Source organism: Hydrogenophaga sp. IBVHS1 (assembly GCF_002127265.1).
Taxonomy (GTDB): Bacteria; Pseudomonadota; Gammaproteobacteria; order Burkholderiales; family Burkholderiaceae_C; genus Hydrogenophaga.
This window is the reverse complement of record NZ_NFUU01000001.1, coordinates 2,771,941-2,788,566: the sequence shown is the minus strand read 5'-3', so window position 1 is coordinate 2,788,566 and position 16,626 is coordinate 2,771,941. Positions and strand designations below refer to the sequence as shown.

General features: G+C 63.7%; 18 protein-coding genes. 12 read left to right on the top strand and 6 right to left on the bottom strand.

Annotation, left to right across the window (positions count from 1 at the left end; genetic code table 11):
* The first annotated feature begins 4 nt into the window (after window positions 1–4).
* The 12 genes from CAP37_RS13465 to nagZ all read left to right on the top strand — a co-directional run bounded on the left by CAP37_RS13465 (window position 5) and on the right by nagZ (window position 11,298).
* Window positions 5–1,084, top strand: a complete 1,080-nt coding sequence (locus tag CAP37_RS13465) for a MucB/RseB C-terminal domain-containing protein (protein WP_086124637.1) — start codon at window positions 5–7, stop codon at window positions 1,082–1,084.
* Between the two features lie 106 nt (window positions 1,085–1,190).
* Window positions 1,191–2,702, top strand: a complete 1,512-nt coding sequence (locus tag CAP37_RS13460) for a DegQ family serine endoprotease (protein WP_086124636.1) — start codon at window positions 1,191–1,193, stop codon at window positions 2,700–2,702.
* 156 nt (window positions 2,703–2,858) lie between these two features.
* A complete protein-coding gene (locus tag CAP37_RS21735; protein ID WP_179190208.1) occupies window positions 2,859–3,146 on the top strand; it encodes a hypothetical protein in 288 nt (95 codons plus the stop codon).
* A 72-nt stretch (window positions 3,147–3,218) separates the two neighbouring features.
* A complete protein-coding gene (gene lepA / locus CAP37_RS13455) occupies window positions 3,219–5,027 on the top strand; it encodes a translation elongation factor 4 (RefSeq protein ID WP_086124635.1) in 1,809 nt (602 codons plus the stop codon).
* A gap of 11 nt (window positions 5,028–5,038) precedes the next feature.
* Entirely contained in the window at window positions 5,039–6,004 is a 966-nt protein-coding gene (lepB, locus tag CAP37_RS13450; RefSeq protein WP_256926964.1) for a signal peptidase I, read from the top strand.
* A gap of 25 nt (window positions 6,005–6,029) precedes the next feature.
* Window positions 6,030–6,377, top strand: a complete 348-nt coding sequence (locus CAP37_RS13445) for a DUF4845 domain-containing protein (protein WP_086124633.1) — start codon at window positions 6,030–6,032, stop codon at window positions 6,375–6,377.
* A gap of 43 nt (window positions 6,378–6,420) precedes the next feature.
* Complete coding sequence (gene rnc, locus CAP37_RS13440) at window positions 6,421–7,161, top strand: ribonuclease III (protein ID WP_086124632.1); 741 nt, start codon at window positions 6,421–6,423, stop codon at window positions 7,159–7,161.
* Window positions 7,162–7,165: 4 nt separating this feature from the next.
* Complete coding sequence (era, locus tag CAP37_RS13435; protein WP_086124631.1) at window positions 7,166–8,179, top strand: GTPase Era; 1,014 nt, start codon at window positions 7,166–7,168, stop codon at window positions 8,177–8,179.
* A gap of 33 nt (window positions 8,180–8,212) precedes the next feature.
* On the top strand, window positions 8,213–9,031 hold the full coding sequence (gene recO, locus CAP37_RS13430; RefSeq protein WP_086124630.1) for a DNA repair protein RecO: 819 nt from the start codon (window positions 8,213–8,215) through the stop codon (window positions 9,029–9,031).
* A complete protein-coding gene (locus CAP37_RS13425) occupies window positions 9,028–9,801 on the top strand; it encodes a pyridoxine 5'-phosphate synthase (protein ID WP_086124629.1) in 774 nt (257 codons plus the stop codon). Before recO ends, CAP37_RS13425 begins: the two co-directional genes overlap by 4 nt.
* Window positions 9,798–10,190 (top strand): holo-ACP synthase, encoded by a 393-nt coding sequence (acpS, locus tag CAP37_RS13420; protein WP_086124628.1) that lies wholly within the window; start codon window positions 9,798–9,800, stop codon window positions 10,188–10,190. The genes CAP37_RS13425 and acpS overlap by 4 nt, the downstream gene beginning before the upstream one ends.
* Before the next feature lie 22 nt (window positions 10,191–10,212).
* Window positions 10,213–11,298, top strand: coding sequence for a beta-N-acetylhexosaminidase (gene nagZ, locus CAP37_RS13415; RefSeq protein ID WP_086124627.1), 1,086 nt, complete (start codon window positions 10,213–10,215; stop codon window positions 11,296–11,298).
* An 18-nt stretch (window positions 11,299–11,316) separates the two neighbouring features.
* Here the strand turns inward: nagZ and CAP37_RS13410 are convergent, their stop codons facing one another.
* From CAP37_RS13410 to truA, 6 genes are all read right to left on the bottom strand, one after another.
* Entirely contained in the window at window positions 11,317–11,997 is a 681-nt protein-coding gene (locus tag CAP37_RS13410; protein WP_086124626.1) for an LON peptidase substrate-binding domain-containing protein, read from the bottom strand.
* On the bottom strand, window positions 11,994–12,872 hold the full coding sequence (gene accD, locus CAP37_RS13405; RefSeq protein ID WP_086124625.1) for an acetyl-CoA carboxylase, carboxyltransferase subunit beta: 879 nt from the start codon (window positions 12,870–12,872) through the stop codon (window positions 11,994–11,996). The genes CAP37_RS13410 and accD overlap by 4 nt, the downstream gene beginning before the upstream one ends.
* A 145-nt stretch (window positions 12,873–13,017) precedes the next feature.
* Window positions 13,018–13,827, bottom strand: a complete 810-nt coding sequence (gene trpA, locus CAP37_RS13400; protein WP_086124624.1) for a tryptophan synthase subunit alpha — start codon at window positions 13,825–13,827, stop codon at window positions 13,018–13,020.
* On the bottom strand, window positions 13,824–15,092 hold the full coding sequence (trpB, locus tag CAP37_RS13395) for a tryptophan synthase subunit beta (protein ID WP_086124623.1): 1,269 nt from the start codon (window positions 15,090–15,092) through the stop codon (window positions 13,824–13,826). The genes trpA and trpB overlap by 4 nt, the downstream gene beginning before the upstream one ends.
* A 43-nt stretch (window positions 15,093–15,135) precedes the next feature.
* A complete protein-coding gene (locus CAP37_RS13390) occupies window positions 15,136–15,816 on the bottom strand; it encodes a phosphoribosylanthranilate isomerase (protein WP_086124622.1) in 681 nt (226 codons plus the stop codon).
* On the bottom strand, window positions 15,813–16,622 hold the full coding sequence (gene truA, locus CAP37_RS13385; protein WP_086124621.1) for a tRNA pseudouridine(38-40) synthase TruA: 810 nt from the start codon (window positions 16,620–16,622) through the stop codon (window positions 15,813–15,815). Before truA ends, CAP37_RS13390 begins: the two co-directional genes overlap by 4 nt.
* Window positions 16,623–16,626: the final 4 nt, after the last annotated feature.

Genomic DNA, 16,626 nt, shown 5'->3' with positions numbered 1-16,626 from the left:
CGCCATGACGTTTGTCTTGCCCTTGTCCGTGCCTCCACTTGAGTTTTCCTCTTTTCTCGCTCAGCGCGAGCCTTCCTGGCCCTGCCTCCGTCGCTGGGGCGCGGTGGCGCTGCTGGCCCTGACCTCTGGTCTTGCGGTTCCGGCACATGCCCAGGGGGCTACTCCTGCCCAGACGGCAACGCGCAGCGTCAACGAGTGGCTCACACGCATGCACGAGGGATCCCGGCAGCGTGCCTACATCGGTACCCTGGTGGTTTCGGCCGGGTCGTCCATGTCGGCTTCCAAGATCTGGCATGTGTGCGATGGCAACCAGCAGATGGAGCGCATCGACACACTGACCGGCACGCCGCGCACCACCATCCGGCGCAACAACGACGTGATCACCTTCGTGCCCGAGGCCAAGACCGCGCTGGTGGAGAAGCGGGACTCGTTGGGTTTGTTCCCCGAATTGCTGCGCACACCCAACAACCTGATTCCCCAGTACTACCAGGCGCGCGAAGTTGGCGTTCAACGGGTCGCCGGACATCTGGCCGACATGGTCGAGATTCTTCCGCGCGATGAGTTGCGTTTTGGCTACCGCATCTGGTCCGAGCAACAGTCTGGCCTGGTGGTGAAGCTCCAGACGCTGGGGCAGCAGGGTGGGGTGCTTGAGCAGATGGCATTCTCCGAGTTGCAGCTGGATGCGCCAGTCAGCATGGATAAGCTCAAGAAGCTCATGAAGGACACGCGGGGCTACGAAGTGCACAAGCCCGCTCTGAAGAAAACCTCTGCCGAGGCTGAGGGCTGGCGCCTCAAGGAGCCGGTGCCGGGCTTCAGCGCCATGAGCTGCCACACCAGGGACAGCGGCACGGCGCAGGCTCCTGGGATGGCCCCCATGCAGTGGGTTTTTTCAGATGGACTCGCCTCGGTCTCCCTTTTCGTCGAGCCGTTTGATCCTCAACGCCACGTGCAGGAATCGTCTGCGGTGGTGGGTGCGACCCATTCGGTCAGTCGGCGGGTGGGCGAGCACTGGCTCACCGTACTAGGTGAAGTTCCGGAGCAGACCCTGCGCCGCTTTGCTTTGGCACTGGAGCGAACCCGCTGACCGGGCTCCGCGCTCTTGCGGTGCTCACCTGCACCACCAGAGCAGGTCATTCCATGTGTTCCGCCAGCGTTTCATTCATTTTGCGTTTGAGAATCAAAGGATCAACATGACGCGTTTTGCCTCTCACTCCTCGGTGTTGTCGCTGCTGGCCGGCACGGCGCTGGCCTTCGGTGGCGCCACGGCCTTCTTCACGCCCGTGCCTGCACTGGCGCAGTCGGCCGTGGTTCCCACCGTTCCTCCCGCTGGCAGCGTTCGTGGCCTGCCCGACTTTACCGACCTCGTTGACCTCGTGGGGCCCTCGGTGGTCAACATTCGCACCCTGGAGCGCGCCAGTGCCAGCAGCGGTCCCGGCACCGCTCCTGATGAACAGATGCTCGAGTTCTTTCGCCGCTTTGGTATCCCCATTCCTCCCGGGGTGACGCCGCGCGCCCCGCGGCCCGATCGTGGCGGACCCTCCGAGGAAGCGCAGCCGCGCGGCGTGGGTTCGGGCTTCATTCTGAGTCCCGACGGCTTGATCATGACCAATGCGCACGTGGTCGATGGCGCCGACGAACTCATCGTCACGCTGCCTGACAAGCGAGAATTCAAAGCCAAGCTGGTCGGTGCCGACAAGCGCACTGATGTGGCGGTGGTCAAGATCGAAACAACCGGACTGACCGCCGTGAAGATCGGCGACCTGAACCGTCTGCGTGTGGGCGAATGGGTGATGGCCATCGGTTCGCCCTTTGGCCTCGAGAACACCGTGACCGCTGGCATCGTCAGCGCCAAGCAGCGCGACACCGGTGATTTCCTGCCTTTCATCCAGACGGATGTCGCCATCAACCCCGGCAACTCGGGCGGGCCTCTGATCAACATGCGCGGCGAAGTCGTCGGCATCAACAGCCAGATCTACTCGCGTTCTGGCGGATTCCAGGGCATCTCGTTTGCGATCCCTATTGATGAAGCGGTGCGCGTTTCTGACCAGCTCAGGGCCACCGGGCGCGTGACGCGCGGGCGCATCGGGGTTCAGATTGACCAGGTCAGCAAGGAAGTGGCCGAGTCGATTGGCCTGGGTCAGCCCAAGGGGGCACTGGTGCGCGGGGTGGAGCCCAATTCTCCTGCGGCCAAGGCGGGTGTGGAGCCCGGAGACATCATTCTGAAGTTCGACGGCAAGGAGATCGACAAATCGGTGGACCTGCCGCGCCTGGTGGGCAACACCAAGCCGGGCAGCAAAAGCGCCATGACCGTGTTCAGGCGAGGCAGCCAGCGCGAGCTCTCCATCACCGTGGCCGAACTCGAGCCCGAAAAGCCCGAAGTTCGTGCCGCAGCACCCGAGCCGAGCAAGCCGCAGTCGAGCAATGCGCTGCAAGGCCTGGGTTTGAGCCTCGCCGATCTCACCGCGGCCGAGAAGAAAGAGCTCAACCTGAAGGCGGGTGTTCGCATCGCCTCGGCCGAAGGCTCGGCGGCTCGCGCTGGTTTGCGCGAAGGTGATGTGATCGTGGCCATCGCCAACACCGAGACGGCCACGGTGAAAGACCTGGAAGCTGCACTGGCAAAGGTCGACAGGTCCAAACCCATCAATGTGCTGTTCCGCCGCGGCGAGTGGGCCCAGTACGCCGTGATCCGCCCGCCGCGCTGAACGCATCCCTGATCAGGGCGCCAATAACCCCCGGACCCGATTGGGTTTTGGGGGTTTTCTTTGGCGGTGGTCGTTTTGCCACACCGGGTTTTCCTGAGCCGGTGGCGTACCCAGAAACACATAAGTTTGTGATCGCTAACAAACCTGGTTCGGCTCTTGACCGATTTCGATAAAATGGCGCCTGTTCTGAACAGATTCCTGTGTCCATGCGCTTTGCAGATCCACGATGTGGAAGTGTCATGGGAAGCCCCCAGGTCATCCACAGCCGTTGCACAGGAAGCACGCCTTTCGTGTGGATTAGCTGTGTATAAGTTTGATGTTGCTGCGCTGCAACAAGGGTTTCGCGCCGGTTCGGTGGTTTGCTTTCCGGGCTTTTTGCCTACAATGAAACCCCAACTATCGCAGTTGCCATTGATTGTTGGTTACGGGCGCGTCAGCAGCTGACGCGCCCGTTTTTTATGGCCGCTTGTTCCTGCTGGAGCACGCGGTTTATCTCGTGTCCGAGCCGTTTTTCTGATGAATCACATCCGCAATTTTTCGATCATCGCCCACATCGATCATGGCAAGTCGACGCTGGCCGATCGCATCATTTCCCTTTGCGGTGGCCTGTCTGACCGGGAGATGAGCGAGCAAGTGCTCGACTCGATGGACATCGAGAAAGAGCGCGGCATCACCATCAAGGCTCAGACTGCTTCGCTCAAGTACAAAGCGCGTGACGGGCAGGTCTACAACCTCAACCTCATCGACACCCCTGGCCACGTCGACTTCTCATATGAGGTCTCGCGCTCACTCTCGGCGTGCGAAGGTGCGCTGCTGGTGGTGGACGCCAGCCAGGGGGTGGAAGCGCAGACCGTGGCCAACTGCTACACCGCTCTCGAACTCGGTGTGGAGGTGGTCCCAGTGCTCAACAAGATGGATCTGCCCAATGCCGATCCCGAGAACGCCAAGAGCGAGATTGAGGATGTCATCGGCATCGATGCGAGCGAGGCGATCCCGTGTTCGGCCAAGACCGGCATGGGGGTCGAGGACATCCTGGAAGCGGTAGTGGCGCGCATTCCCGCACCCAAGGGCAAGCCTGACGCGCCGCTGCGCGCCATGATCGTCGACAGCTGGTACGACGCTTATGTGGGCGTGGTCATGCTGGTGCGTGTGGTCGACGGACGCCTGCTCAAGGGCGAGCGTTTCAAGATGATGGCCACCAACACCATCTACAACGCCGACAGCCTCGGCGTGTTCACGCCGGCCAACGAACCGCGGGAGCAACTCAACGCCGGCGAGGTGGGTTACATCATCGCCGGCATCAAGGAGCTCCAGGCGGCCAAGGTGGGCGACACCATCACGCTGGAGAAAAAGCTGCCCAACAACGCAGGCCCCGCAACCGAGGCCCTGCCCGGGTTCAAGGAAGTGCAGCCGCAGGTTTTTGCCGGTCTGTATCCCACCGAAGCCAACCAGTACGACGCTCTGCGAGATGCGCTGGAAAAACTCAAGCTCAACGACGCTTCGCTGCACTACGAACCCGAGGTGTCTCAGGCGCTGGGGTTCGGCTTTCGCTGCGGGTTCCTGGGCCTGTTGCACATGGAGATCGTGCAGGAACGCCTGGAGCGTGAGTTCGACCAGGACCTGATTACGACCGCGCCGAGCGTGGTTTACCAGGTGGTCAAGCCGGACGGCGAGGTCATCATGGTCGAGAACCCCTCGAAAATGCCGGACCAGGGCCGGATCGACGAAATCCGCGAGCCCATCGTGACGGTGCATCTGTACATGCCACAGGAATATGTGGGCGCGGTCATGACGCTGGCCAACCAGAAGCGCGGCATGCAGCTGAACATGGCCTACCACGGCAAGCAGGTCATGCTGACCTACGACATGCCCCTCGGCGAGATCGTCCTGGATTTCTTCGACAAGCTGAAGTCGGTCAGCCGCGGCTATGCATCGATGGACTATGAGTTCAAGGAGTACCGGCCGTCCGACGTCGTGAAGGTCGACATCCTGCTCAATGGCGAGAAGGTGGACGCCTTGTCCATCATCGTTCACCGCTCTCAATCCCAGTACCGCGGCCGGGCTGTGGCCGCCAAGATGCGTGAGATCATCAGCCGGCAGATGTTCGATGTGGCGATCCAGGCGGCCATTGGCGGTAACGTGATCGCGCGCGAGACCATCAAGGCGCTGCGCAAGAACGTGCTGGCAAAATGCTACGGCGGCGACATCACGCGAAAACGCAAACTCCTCGAAAAACAGAAAGCAGGCAAGAAGCGCATGAAACAGATCGGCTCGGTGGAAGTGCCCCAGGAAGCATTCCTCGCCATTTTGCAGGTGCAAGACTGATGCAGGCGCTCATGGGAACGGTCACCGCAGTGGTGCTGGCGGCGTTTGCTGCTTACGCGCTGGCCTGGTATTCCGGTGTGGTGGAGGGCAACTTTGCGGTGCTCCTGATGATGGCCACCGTGGTGACGGGTGTGTACTGGATTGCGGAGCGTGCGATCTTCCTGCCGAAGCGCCGCCGTGCGGCGATGCAGCTGATGGCAGAGCACAACACGCGCAAGGAGGCGCTTCTTCAGCAGGGATTCAGCCAGATCGAGGGCGACGTGGAGACCGCGCGTCAAAAGCTGCTGATGCAACCCTGGTGGCTGGACTGGACCGCCGGTTTGTTCCCCGTGATCCTGGCGGTCTTCGTGCTGCGCTCATTCCTGTTCGAGCCCTTCAAGATCCCTTCGGGCTCCATGATTCCGACGCTCCGAGTCGGAGACCTGATCCTGGTGAACAAATTCCACTATGGCGTTCGCCTGCCAGTGTTCAACATCAAGGTGCTCGCCAACAACGACCCCAAGCCGGGCGATGTGATGGTGTTTCGCTACCCGCCGCAGCCCAGCCTGGACTACATCAAGCGAGTCATTGGCGTGCCCGGGGACGAGGTGGCTTACATCAACAAGCAGCTCACGGTGAATGGTCAGGTGGTTCCGCGTGCGGCGCAGCCAGAGTTTTTCGACAGCGACAGCATGCGTTACTCGCGCCAGTTCCGTGAGACGCTGGGCCAGCGCCAGTACAACACGCTGAACGACGACGATCGGGCCGCCTTCATCAACCGGTCCACCGATTTTCCCTTTATGGATCAGTGCCGCTACAGCGTTGAAGGTGTGACCTGCAAGGTGCCGGCAGGCCACTATTTCATGATGGGCGACAATCGGGACAATTCACTCGACTCACGGTATTGGGGGTTTGTGCCCGAAGCGAATATCGTAGGCAAGGCCTTTTTCGTCTGGATGAATTTCGGTGATCTTGGCCGCATCGGGTCGTTCGAGTGACAGCAAGCCTCAGGAGAATGAAGTCATGGCATTGAAACGTCAACAGCAAGGACTGACCTTCGTCGGCCTGATCATCGTGGGTGTTCTGCTGGCCTACACGGGCGTTGTCCTGGCGCAGGTGGCGCCGACCTACATCGAGTACATGGCGGTTCAGAAGGCGGTCGACAAAGCCGCCGCCGGCACCACGGTGGCCGAAGTGCGCAGCACCTTCGACAAGGCTGCCCAGATCGATGACATTCGCACCATCTCGGGCAAGGACCTGACGGTGGGCAAGGAAGGCGATCGTGTGGTGGTGTCTTTCGCTTACCTGCGCGAGATTCACCTTGTGGGTCCGGCACACCTCGTCATGAAGTACGAGGGTCGATCCAAATGACCGTGGCTGCGGACTGGAAGCGTCCTGGCGGGCGCTCCGCTCTTTGAGCCCGGAGCTTGTGGCGCTGCAAAAGCGCCTGCAACACCAGTTTGTCAATCCGCGCCTGCTCGAGCGGGCGCTCACCCACAGAAGCTTTACCGCCGATCACAACGAACGCCTCGAATTCCTGGGCGACTCGGTGCTTAGTCTGGCCGTGTCCGGGCTGCTGTTCGAAAAACTCAACCAGCTGCCCGAAGGCGATCTGTCGCGGGTGCGGGCCAACCTCGTCAAACAGGACACGCTGGCGCAGATCGCTACGGGACTGGGCATTTCGGCCGGGCTTCGTCTTGGCGATGGCGAAAAGCGCTCGGGCGGTCACAAGCGGCCCTCCATCCTGGCCGATGCGCTGGAGGCGGTTATCGGTGCGGTCTACCTTGATGCCGGCTTTGAGGCCGCTGCTGCGGTGGTGCACCGGCTCTACGGCGGCATCGAGCTCAATGCCCAGATGAGCGCCATGGGCAAAGACCCCAAGACCGAATTGCAGGAGTGGCTGCAGGCGCGCAAAATGAAACTGCCGGTCTATCGCGTGGTGGCCACGCTGGGCGAGGCGCACCAACAGACCTTTGACGTGGAATGCACTGTGACCGAAACCGGTCATTGCGAGCGCGGCATCGGGGCATCGCGGCGCGCTGGCGAACAGGCTGCCGCGGCAGCCATGTTGCAACACCTCCTTCCCGCGTCGGCGCAGGCCAGTGCCCCCGCTTCCGAGCCCCCCGTGGTCACCCGCGCTGTCCAGTCTTCCTGAATCCATGTCCGCTGTCCCTGTACCCGTACCACCTCCTTCCAATCCCGAGCTCGATGCCATGCTGGCGCGTGCGCTGGGCAAGGAATCTGCCGCCCCTGCGCCTGTTGCCGAAGAAATGCCGGACCCGATCGATCCGGCCGCCCAGCGCTGCGGTTTTGTGGCCATCGTCGGCAAGCCCAATGTGGGCAAGTCCACCCTGCTCAACGCATTGGTGGGCCAGAAGGTCAGCATCACATCGCGCAAGGCCCAGACGACGCGGCACCGCATCACCGGCATGCGCACCTTGGGCCCCACGCAGTTTGTTTTTGTGGACACACCGGGCTTTCAGACCCGCCATGGCAATGCCCTGAACCGTGCCCTGAACAAGACCGTGATGGGTGCCGTGAGCGACGTGGACCTGATCCTGTTCGTGGTGGAAGCGGGGAGCTTCAACCAGGCCGACGCCAAGGTGCTCTCGTTGTTGCCGGCCAATGTGCCGGTGGTGCTGCTGGCCAACAAGTTCGATCTGGTGCACCGCCGCGCCGATCTGGCGCCTTGGCTGCGCTCCATGCAGGAACGCCACCCCTTCGCTGAATTCGTGCCCATGTCGGCAAAGACCGTAAAGGACATCCAGCGCCTTTTCACCATCTGCGAGAAGTACCTGCCGCTGCAGCCCTGGATGCACGACCCGGACGCGCTGACGGACCGAAGCGAACGCTTCATGGCCAGCGAGATGGTGCGAGAAAAGCTCTTTCGCCTGACGGGCGATGAACTGCCCTACACCTCCACCGTGGTGATCGACAAGTTCGAGGAAGAGGGCGCGCTCAAGCGCATCGCCGCCACCATCGTGGTGGAGCGCGAGGGACACAAGGGCATGGTCATTGGTGAGGGCGGCGAGAAACTCAAACGCATCGGCACCGAAGCCCGCCAGGAGCTGGAGAAGCTCTGGGATTGCAAGGTTTTCCTCGAGCTGTGGGTGAAGGTGCGGTCGGGCTGGGCGGACGACGATGCGCGGGTGCGGTCGTTCGGGTACGAATAAAGCCGGTCCGTTGGACGCACGAGGCCACGCCGCATGGCCCTGAAACGTTTTACCGACGAACCTGCTTTCGTCCTCCACCGCTACGACTGGAGCGAAACCAGTCTGGTGCTTGAAGTTTTCACCCGCCACCATGGCCGCATTGCCCTGGTGGCCAAGGGCGTGAAACGGCCCAGCTCCCAGTTTCGTCCGGTGCTGTTGCCCCTTCAACCGTTGCATGTGTCGTGGACGGGTGACGCCGAGGTTCGCACCCTCAAGGCGGCCCAGTGGCAGGGCGGGCACGTCATGCCCACTGGCGAGGCGCTGGTTTCGGGCAGCTACCTCAATGAGTTGCTCATGCGCCTGCTCGCGCGCGACGATGCCCACGAACGCCTGTTCGACCACTTCACCACCGCGGTGCAGTTGCTGGCCGAGAAAAGCGATGCGCAGCAGCTCATCTTGCGCGCGTTCGAATTGCTGCTGCTGCGGGACGTGGGTCTGTTGCCCGATCTCTCGCAGGATGGCAGCACCCTCGTCGGCCTTGATCCGCAACGCCGCTATGTGTTGTTGCCCGAGAGTGGGCTGAGTGCCGCGCGAGCTGGCGACGAGCAGGCGCTTATGGGCCAGCAGTGGCTGGAGCTGCAGGCGGCCATGGACGAACCCGCGCCGTTCGTGCCCACATTGCGCGCTTGCGCTTCTTGCCTGCAGGCCATCCGCCTGCCTTTGCGAAATTTGCTGCACTACCATTGCGGGGTGCGTGTGTTCAAGACCCGGCAGTTGATGCTCGACGTGCAGGCCATGACGCGGCGTGCCCCAGCGGCTGATCTGGACGCTGACGCCTCTTCCGATCCAACCTCCAGCGTGACCACCCCATGACCGTGGCTCCCCATCTCCCGCCGCACGCCACCGCTTTGTCGGTGAACCTCAACAAGGTGGCCCTGGTGCGCAACACGCGCAACCTGGGCATTCCCTCGGTCACGCGCGCGGCCACGCTGTGCCTGCAGGCGGGCGCGCACGGCATCACGGTGCATCCCCGACCCGATGAGCGCCACATCCGGGCGCACGATGTGCACGATCTGGCCGCTTTGCTCAAGGACTGGCCGGATCGCGAATTCAACATCGAGGGCAACCCCTTTCACAACCTGATGGGTTTCGTGAGCGCGGTGCGCCCCCACCAGGTGACCTTCGTGCCCGACAGCGAAGGCCAGTTCACCAGCGACCATGGCTGGAACTTTCCGGCCGATGCCGAGCGCCTGCGCCCACTCATCGCGGAGGCAAAAGCGCTGGGCGCGCGGGTGAGCCTGTTCATGGACGCCGAGCCGGCTCAGATGGCCGGTGCGAAAGCAGTTGGCGCTGACCGGGTCGAGCTCTACACCGAGCCCTACGCGGCAGCCTGGTCTACTCCACAACGCGCGGAGCAGCTCGAGCGCTTTCGCGCTGCGGCCCAGGCGGCGCTGGATGCCGGCTTGGGCGTCAATGCCGGCCACGACCTGAACCGCGACAACCTCACCGCCTTTCTGCGTGCAGTCCCGGGCGTGAGCGAAGTGTCGATTGGCCATGCGCTGATCGCAGACGCGCTGGAGCTGGGGTACGCCGCCACCATTGCCGACTACAACCGCTGCATTGCAGACGCCCGCGCCAGATGATCTACGGCATCGGCACCGATATTTGCGACATCCGCCGCATCGAGGCGACGCTGGGGCGCCAGGGCGAGCGCTTCGTGCACAAGGTGCTTTCCGAGGCCGAGATTGCGGTGTGGCGTCGGCGCAGCGAGCGCAACGCGCAGCGGGGTGTGCGTTTCCTGGCCACCCGCTTTTCCGCCAAGGAAGCCTTTTCCAAAGCCATCGGCCTGGGCATGCGCATGCCCATGACCTGGCGGAGCTGTGAAATCACCAATCTGCCTTCGGGCAAACCCGTCATCGTGTTGCACGGTGAGCTCAAGGCCTGGTTCGAAGCCCAGGGCTTGCGTGCGCATGTGACGGTGTCCGACGAGACCGACTACGCCGCCAGCTTCGTGGTGGTGGAGCGAGGCTGAGCCTTTCACCCAACAGACACCCATGACCTTTCACGCTCCCCTTGTCATCGACGTCGCAGGCCACAGCCTGACCACGGCCGACCGCCAGCGACTGGCGCACCCGCTGGTGGGCGGCGTCATTCTGTTTGGCCGCAACTGGAAGAGCCGCGCCCAGCTCACCACCTTGTGCCGCCAGATCAAGGCGGTGCGACCAGATCTGCTGATTGCGGTGGACCACGAAGGCGGCCGGGTTCAGCGCTTCCGCACCGATGGCTTCACGCACCTGCCGCCAATGGCCGCATTGGGCGAGCTCTGGATGCGCCCTGGCCCGCGCGAGGGTGCCTCGGCGATGGAGGCCATGAACGCTGGCGCTGCTGCGGGCTACGTGCTCGGTGCCGAATTGCGTGCCTGCGGCGTGGACCTGAGCTTTGCGCCGGTGCTCGATCTGGACTACGGCGAGAGCTCCGTGATCGGCGACCGCTCCTTCGGACGCGATCCGCGCATGGTTTCCTTGCTCGCGCAAAGCCTCATGCACGGGCTGCTGCAAAGCGGCATGGGCCACTGCGGCAAGCATTTCCCCGGTCATGGCTTTGTGCAGGCCGATTCACACCTCGCGATTCCCGTCGACCGCCGCAGTCTGCGCGCCATCCTCGCCGAGGATGCGGCGCCATACGGCTGGCTGTCGGCCAGCCTGCAGGCCGTGATGCCGGCGCATGTGATCTACCCCCGTGTGGACAAGCGCCCGGCGGGCTTTTCGGCGCGCTGGTTGCAGGACGTGCTTCGACGTCGATTGGGCTTTACCGGCGCCATCTTCAGCGACGACCTGAGCATGGCCGCAGCGCGGCAGATCGACGGTGAGGCCGTGAGCTTTACCACCGCAGCCCTGGCCGCGCTGCAGGCGGGTTGTGATCTGGTGTTGTTGTGCAACCAGTCGGTGGTGGACGGTGGCGCGCCGATCGACGAGGCCATCGATTCGTTGTCGCGCGCGGTGCTGGAAGGGCACTGGCAGCCCGATCCCGCGAGCGAGGAGCGCCGCGTGGCACTGCTGCCGATGGCACCGGCGCTGCCCTGGAATGCGCTGATGGTCAGCCCGCGTTACATGCAATCGCTCTCGCTGTTGCCGGCCTGAAGCGCCAGCAAGCCGGCCTCAGTTTTCCAGGCCGAGGCGGTCCAGCAGATCGGACACCAGTTCCAGTCGCAGCATCGGGTTGTCCAGCGCCATCAGGCGTTGCTTGAGTTCGGCCGGCGTGGGCAGCAGCTCGGCCCAGCGGTTGGCCACCCAGCCACTGTCGTCCCAGCGGTACGGCGGACGCAGCGGGAGTTGCTCCAGGCTTCTCGGATCGCGCTCCTGCAGGCTCTGCAGCAGGCGTTGCAGGGCATCTCGCGTGCTGACCAGATGCTCCGGCACTGGCACAGATACTTCTCGCTCATCCAGTTGTACATCGGCCACCCAAAGGCCGTGTGCCAGCTGGCTGCGGCGCGTCACCTGAAAGCGCTGCAGGCCCTGGCACTGAATCACCATCAGCCCCGGCTGGGGCCGCTCCAGGGATTCGATCCGGGCCAGCGTCCCCACAGGGTGGAAGACCTCCCTCGCGAACGCGTCGCCGCTGGGTGGTGCCGTCGGGTCGATGCGCCGCACCTCCGAGCCTTCGCTCAGGCACACCACGCCAAAGGGAGCACCGGCTTTGTGGCAGCGGCCAATCATGTCCAGGTAGCGCACCTCAAAGATGCGCAAGGGCAGCCAGCCGCCCGGAAACAGGACGGTCTGCAGCGGAAACAGGGGAAGCTGCTGGAGCGTCAGAGGCCCGCTGGCGGGCTCGGCACTCAATCGTTGACCACCGCGTCGGCGCTCTGGCGCTGCAGCATCGCCAGCAGGTTGGCGATGTGGGCACGCAGTTCCCGCCGGTCGCTGATGAAATCCACGGCGCCCTTGGTCTGCAGGAACTCGGCGCGCTGGAAGCCTTCAGGCAGCTTCACGCGCACGGTGTTTTCGATCACGCGCGGGCCGGCAAAACCGATCAGCGCCTTGGGCTCGGCAATCACCACGTCGCCCACGAAGGCGAAGCCCGCGCTCACACCGCCCATGGTGGGGTCGGTCAGCACGCTGATGTAGGGCAAGCCCTTCTTGGCCAGGCGCGTGAGCGAAGCGTTGGTCTTGGCCATCTGCATGAGGGAGAGCAACCCTTCCTGCATGCGCGCACCACCGGTGGCGGTGAAGCAAACGAACGGCACCTTCTGGGCGATGGCTTCTTCCACGCCTCGCACGAATCGCTCACCGACCACGGACCCCATGGAGCCGCCCATGAAGTCGAACTCGAAACAGGCGGTGACCAGGCTGATGCCGAGCACCGAGCCGCCCATGACCACCAGCGCATCGGTTTCGCCAGTGGTCTCCAGCGCATCTTTGAGGCGCTCGGGGTACTTTCGGCTGTCCTTGAACTTCAATGCATCCACCGGCAGCACTTCCTGCGCGATCTCGTAGCGGCCTTCGGCATCGAGAAACGCATTGAGGCGCGCGCGCGCACCGATGCGGTGGTGGTGGCTGCAGTGAGGGCAGACGTTCTGGTTCTTTTCCAGATCGTTTTTGTAAAGCACCGCCTCACAGTTGGGGCACTTGATCCACAGCCCCTCGGGCACGCTGCGGCGCTCGGTGGGGTCGGTGGGGGTGATCTTGGGGGGCAGTAGCTTTTCTAGCCAGGACATGTTTTCTCCTTGCGGACTGCAGACGAAGCGGAATTAAACCATGCAAGTGGTCGGAAACGGGCCAGCCGCCGGGCCGCCCCCAAGGCAGGCCCAGCCCCCTTGGGGGGCAGCGACCCGCGCAGCGGCGGAGCGTGGGGGCTTCGGGCTATGAGTCCAGAGCTTTTCGGATGGTGCGAAGAAATTGAGAGGCCACGACGACGACTTTCTCATGTGGCTCGTTCTCGATCAGCTGGATGATCTTGCTGCCGATCACCACCGCATCCGCCGTCTGACCGATGGCGCGGGCGGTCTCGGCGTCGCGAATGCCGAAGCCCACGCCCACCGGAATGTGGACGTGCTGGCGGATGCGCGGCAGCATGGCCTCGACCTGCGCCACATCCAGCGTGCCGGCTCCAGTGACGCCCTTCAGTGAAACGTAGTACACATAGCCGCTGGCCACCCGGGCCACCTGGGCCATGCGTTCGTCGGTGGAGGTGGGCGCCAGCAGGAAGATGAGGTCCATGCTGTGTGCTCGCAGCGAGGCGGCGAAGTCTTCGCACTCCTCGGGCGGGTAGTCCACCACCAGCACACCGTCCACCCCGGCCGCGCCGGCATCGCGCACGAAGGCGCCTGCGCCGTGTTTCTGGTCGTAGCGTTCCACCGGGTTGGCGTAGCCCATGAGCACCACCGGGGTCGTGCTGTTGCGCTCGCGAAAGGTGCGCACCATCGCCAGCACCTGGGTCATGCCGATACCCAGCGCCAGAGCGCGGTCGCCCGCCTTCTGGATCACCGGGCCATCGGCGGCGGGGTCGGAGAACGGCACGCCGAGCTCGATGACATCGGCACCGGCCTCGGCCATGCCGTGCATCAGATCGGGCGTGATGTCCGCGAAGGGAAACCCGGCGGTGACGTAGGGAATCAAGGCCTTCCGGTTTTTGGCCTTGAGCTGCGCGAAGGTCTGTTCGATGCGGCTCATTTTGTCTGGCCTCCCTTGACGGTGAGCCCCCGCATGGAAGGTCGGTCGTAAAAGTCCGCGCCCGAAAGGTCGGCCACCGTCCCGATGTCCTTGTCTCCGCGTCCGGACAGGTTGACCAGAATCGACTGGTCGGGCTTCATGGTCTTTGCCAGCTTCATGGCGTAGGCCACGGCATGGCTGGATTCCAGTGCCGGAATGATGCCCTCGGTGCGGCAAAGGTAGTGAAACGCTTCGAGTGCCTCGGTGTCGGTGATGCCCACGTACTCGGCGCGTCCGATGTCCTTGAGGTAGGCGTGTTCCGGCCCCACGCCCGGGTAGTCCAGGCCAGCGCTCACGCTGTGCGTCTCGGTCACCTGGCCGTTGTCGTCCTGCAGCACATAGGTGCGGTTGCCATGCAGCACGCCAGGGCTGCCTTTCTGCAGCGATGCCGAATGCTTGCCGCTCTCCAGCCCTTCGCCCGCCGCCTCCACGCCGATCAGGCGTGTGTGTGCATGACCGATGTACGGGTGGAAGATGCCCATGGCGTTGCTGCCGCCGCCCACGCAGGCGATCACCGCATCGGGTTGTTCACCTCGGCAACCGGCTGCTTTCAGCATGTCAGGCATCTGCACCAGGCATTCCTCGCCGATCACGCTCTGGAAGTCGCGCACCATCATGGGGTAAGGGTGCGGGCCCGCCACCGTGCCGATGATGTAGAACGTGTTGTCCACGTTGGCCACCCAGTCGCGCATGGCTTCGTTGAGCGCATCCTTCAGCGTCTTGCTGCCCGATTCCACAGGCACCACCGTGGCGCCGAGCAGCTTCATGCGGTACACGTTGGGGCTCTGCCGCTTCACGTCTTCGCTGCCCATGTAGACCACGCATTCCAGACCGTAGCGCGCACAGATGGTGGCGGTGGCCACGCCGTGTTGCCCGGCGCCGGTCTCGGCAATGATGCGCGGCTTGCCCATGCGGCGCGCCAGCATGGCCTGGCCGATGGTGTTGTTGACCTTGTGCGCTCCGGTGTGGTTGAGGTCTTCGCGTTTCAGAAAAATCTGTGCGCCACCGGCCTCCCGGCTCATGCGCGCAGCGTGGTAGACCGGACTGGGTCGGCCCACGAAATGGGCCAGTTCGCTTTTGAACTCGGCGAGGAACTCGGGGTCGTGCTGGTACTTCGCGTACGCGGCCTTGAGTTCGTTGATGGCGTGGGTGAGTGTTTCACTCACGAAGCTGCCGCCGTAAATGCCGAAATGGCCTCGGGCGTCGGGTTGCTGGTAGGTCTGCATGGGGTGTTTCCGGTTCGGCCGCCGCCCGGACCCCATGGGGTCTTCAAGGCAGGCGGGATGTCTGTGCGTCGGCCGCTCGCACGGCGGCCACGAATGCGAGCAATTTGGCGGGATCCTTGATGCCTTTGGACACCTCGACCCCGGAGCTCACGTCAACGGCCCAGGGCCGTACGCGCAAGATGCCATCGGTCACGTTTGCAGGCGTGAGTCCACCAGACAAAACGAGGCGAGAGCTGGCGTTTAGAAGCGGATGTGACCAAGGGAATGCCGTCCAGTCGAAAGATTGACCACCTCCGCCATAGCCCTCGACCAGCGCGTCGAGCAGGATGGCCTGGGCGGCCCGGTGATCTTCGGCATATTTTAGAAGATCGAAGCTGCCCCCGTTCGATCCTGTGGGAATGCGCGCCGCACGCAGATAGGGCCGCCCGGCAGCCTCACATTCAGCGGGCGATTCATCGCCATGGAACTGCAGCAGCGCTTGCGGCACGGCCTGGCAGCCGCGCGCAATGTGCTCCGGGCTGGCGTTGACGAACAGCAGCACCGGCATCACGAAGGGCGGCAGGCACCGCGCCAGCTCGCCAGCGCGTTCGGGCGTGACGTGGCGCGCGCTGCGCTCGTAGAGCACGAAACCCACGGCATCGGCGCCGGCGCGCACTGCAGCGTCCACGTCGGCTTCGCGCGTGAGGCCGCAAATCTTGATGCGCGTGCGGTGGTGGGTCTTCATGGCAACCAGTCGAAGGCGGGCGTGCGATCGGGCAGACCCAGAGCCGCATCGTAGACCGGTCCGAGAAAGTAGAGGCCGTCGGGGGAAAAGGTGGGGGCCGCGGCGTCGCGGCTGCGGGCCAGGAGCACTTCGGTCATCCATTCCGGCGGGCGACTGCCGATGCCGATGGCGATCAGACAGCCCATGATGTTGCGGATCATGTGGTGCAGGAAGGCAGTGGCCTCAAATTCAAAGCGCCAGTAGTTGCCGCGGCGTGAAACGTCGACGCGCAGCAAGTGTTTGACGGGCGAATGGGCCTGGCACTGGGCTGCACGAAACGAGGTGAAATCGTGTTCACCCACCAGTGCGTGCGCCGCCTCCACCATGGGCGCCATCGATAGCGGACGAAACACCCAGCCCACCTGGCCGGTGTCGACGCTGGGCCGCACGGGCGATTCGAGCAGTACGTAAGCGTATCGGCGTGCGCGAGCGTTGGCACGGGCGTGGAAGCTGTCTGGCACATGGCGCGCCCATTGAACGGCGATGTCCTTGGGCAGAAATCTGTTGGTGCCACGCACCCAGGCATTTTCCGGGCGGTTCACGGTCGTGTCGAAATGCACCACCTGCATGAGCCCGTGCACCCCGGCATCGGTGCGGCCAGCGCAAAGGGTCTTGACGGGTTCCTGGGCGGTGAACCGCGTCAGCGCATGTTCCAGATGATCCTGCACCGTGCGGCCATCCGCCTGGCTCTGCCAGCCGTCGTAAGCGCATCCGTTGTAGCTCAGCCCCAGCGCCACGCGCTGGCGCCCTTCAACGGCTGCCGCCACGGGG

Coding starts and splice junctions, on each gene's coding strand:
- trpB (WP_086124623.1), bottom strand. CDS start 15,092: ATGCAGACCTACCAGCAACCCGACGCCCGAGGCCATTTCGGCATTTAC.
- CAP37_RS13445 (WP_086124633.1), top strand. CDS start 6,030: ATGGCATTGAAACGTCAACAGCAAGGACTGACCTTCGTCGGCCTGATC.
- CAP37_RS13425 (WP_086124629.1), top strand. CDS start 9,028: ATGACCGTGGCTCCCCATCTCCCGCCGCACGCCACCGCTTTGTCGGTG.
- lepA (WP_086124635.1), top strand. CDS start 3,219: ATGAATCACATCCGCAATTTTTCGATCATCGCCCACATCGATCATGGC.
- trpA (WP_086124624.1), bottom strand. CDS start 13,827: ATGAGCCGCATCGAACAGACCTTCGCGCAGCTCAAGGCCAAAAACCGG.
- lepB (WP_256926964.1), top strand. CDS start 5,039: ATGGGAACGGTCACCGCAGTGGTGCTGGCGGCGTTTGCTGCTTACGCG.
- recO (WP_086124630.1), top strand. CDS start 8,213: ATGGCCCTGAAACGTTTTACCGACGAACCTGCTTTCGTCCTCCACCGC.
- CAP37_RS13460 (WP_086124636.1), top strand. CDS start 1,191: ATGACGCGTTTTGCCTCTCACTCCTCGGTGTTGTCGCTGCTGGCCGGC.
- CAP37_RS13465 (WP_086124637.1), top strand. CDS start 5: ATGACGTTTGTCTTGCCCTTGTCCGTGCCTCCACTTGAGTTTTCCTCT.
- acpS (WP_086124628.1), top strand. CDS start 9,798: ATGATCTACGGCATCGGCACCGATATTTGCGACATCCGCCGCATCGAG.
- accD (WP_086124625.1), bottom strand. CDS start 12,872: ATGTCCTGGCTAGAAAAGCTACTGCCCCCCAAGATCACCCCCACCGAC.
- CAP37_RS13390 (WP_086124622.1), bottom strand. CDS start 15,816: ATGAAGACCCACCACCGCACGCGCATCAAGATTTGCGGCCTCACGCGC.
- nagZ (WP_086124627.1), top strand. CDS start 10,213: ATGACCTTTCACGCTCCCCTTGTCATCGACGTCGCAGGCCACAGCCTG.
- era (WP_086124631.1), top strand. CDS start 7,166: ATGTCCGCTGTCCCTGTACCCGTACCACCTCCTTCCAATCCCGAGCTC.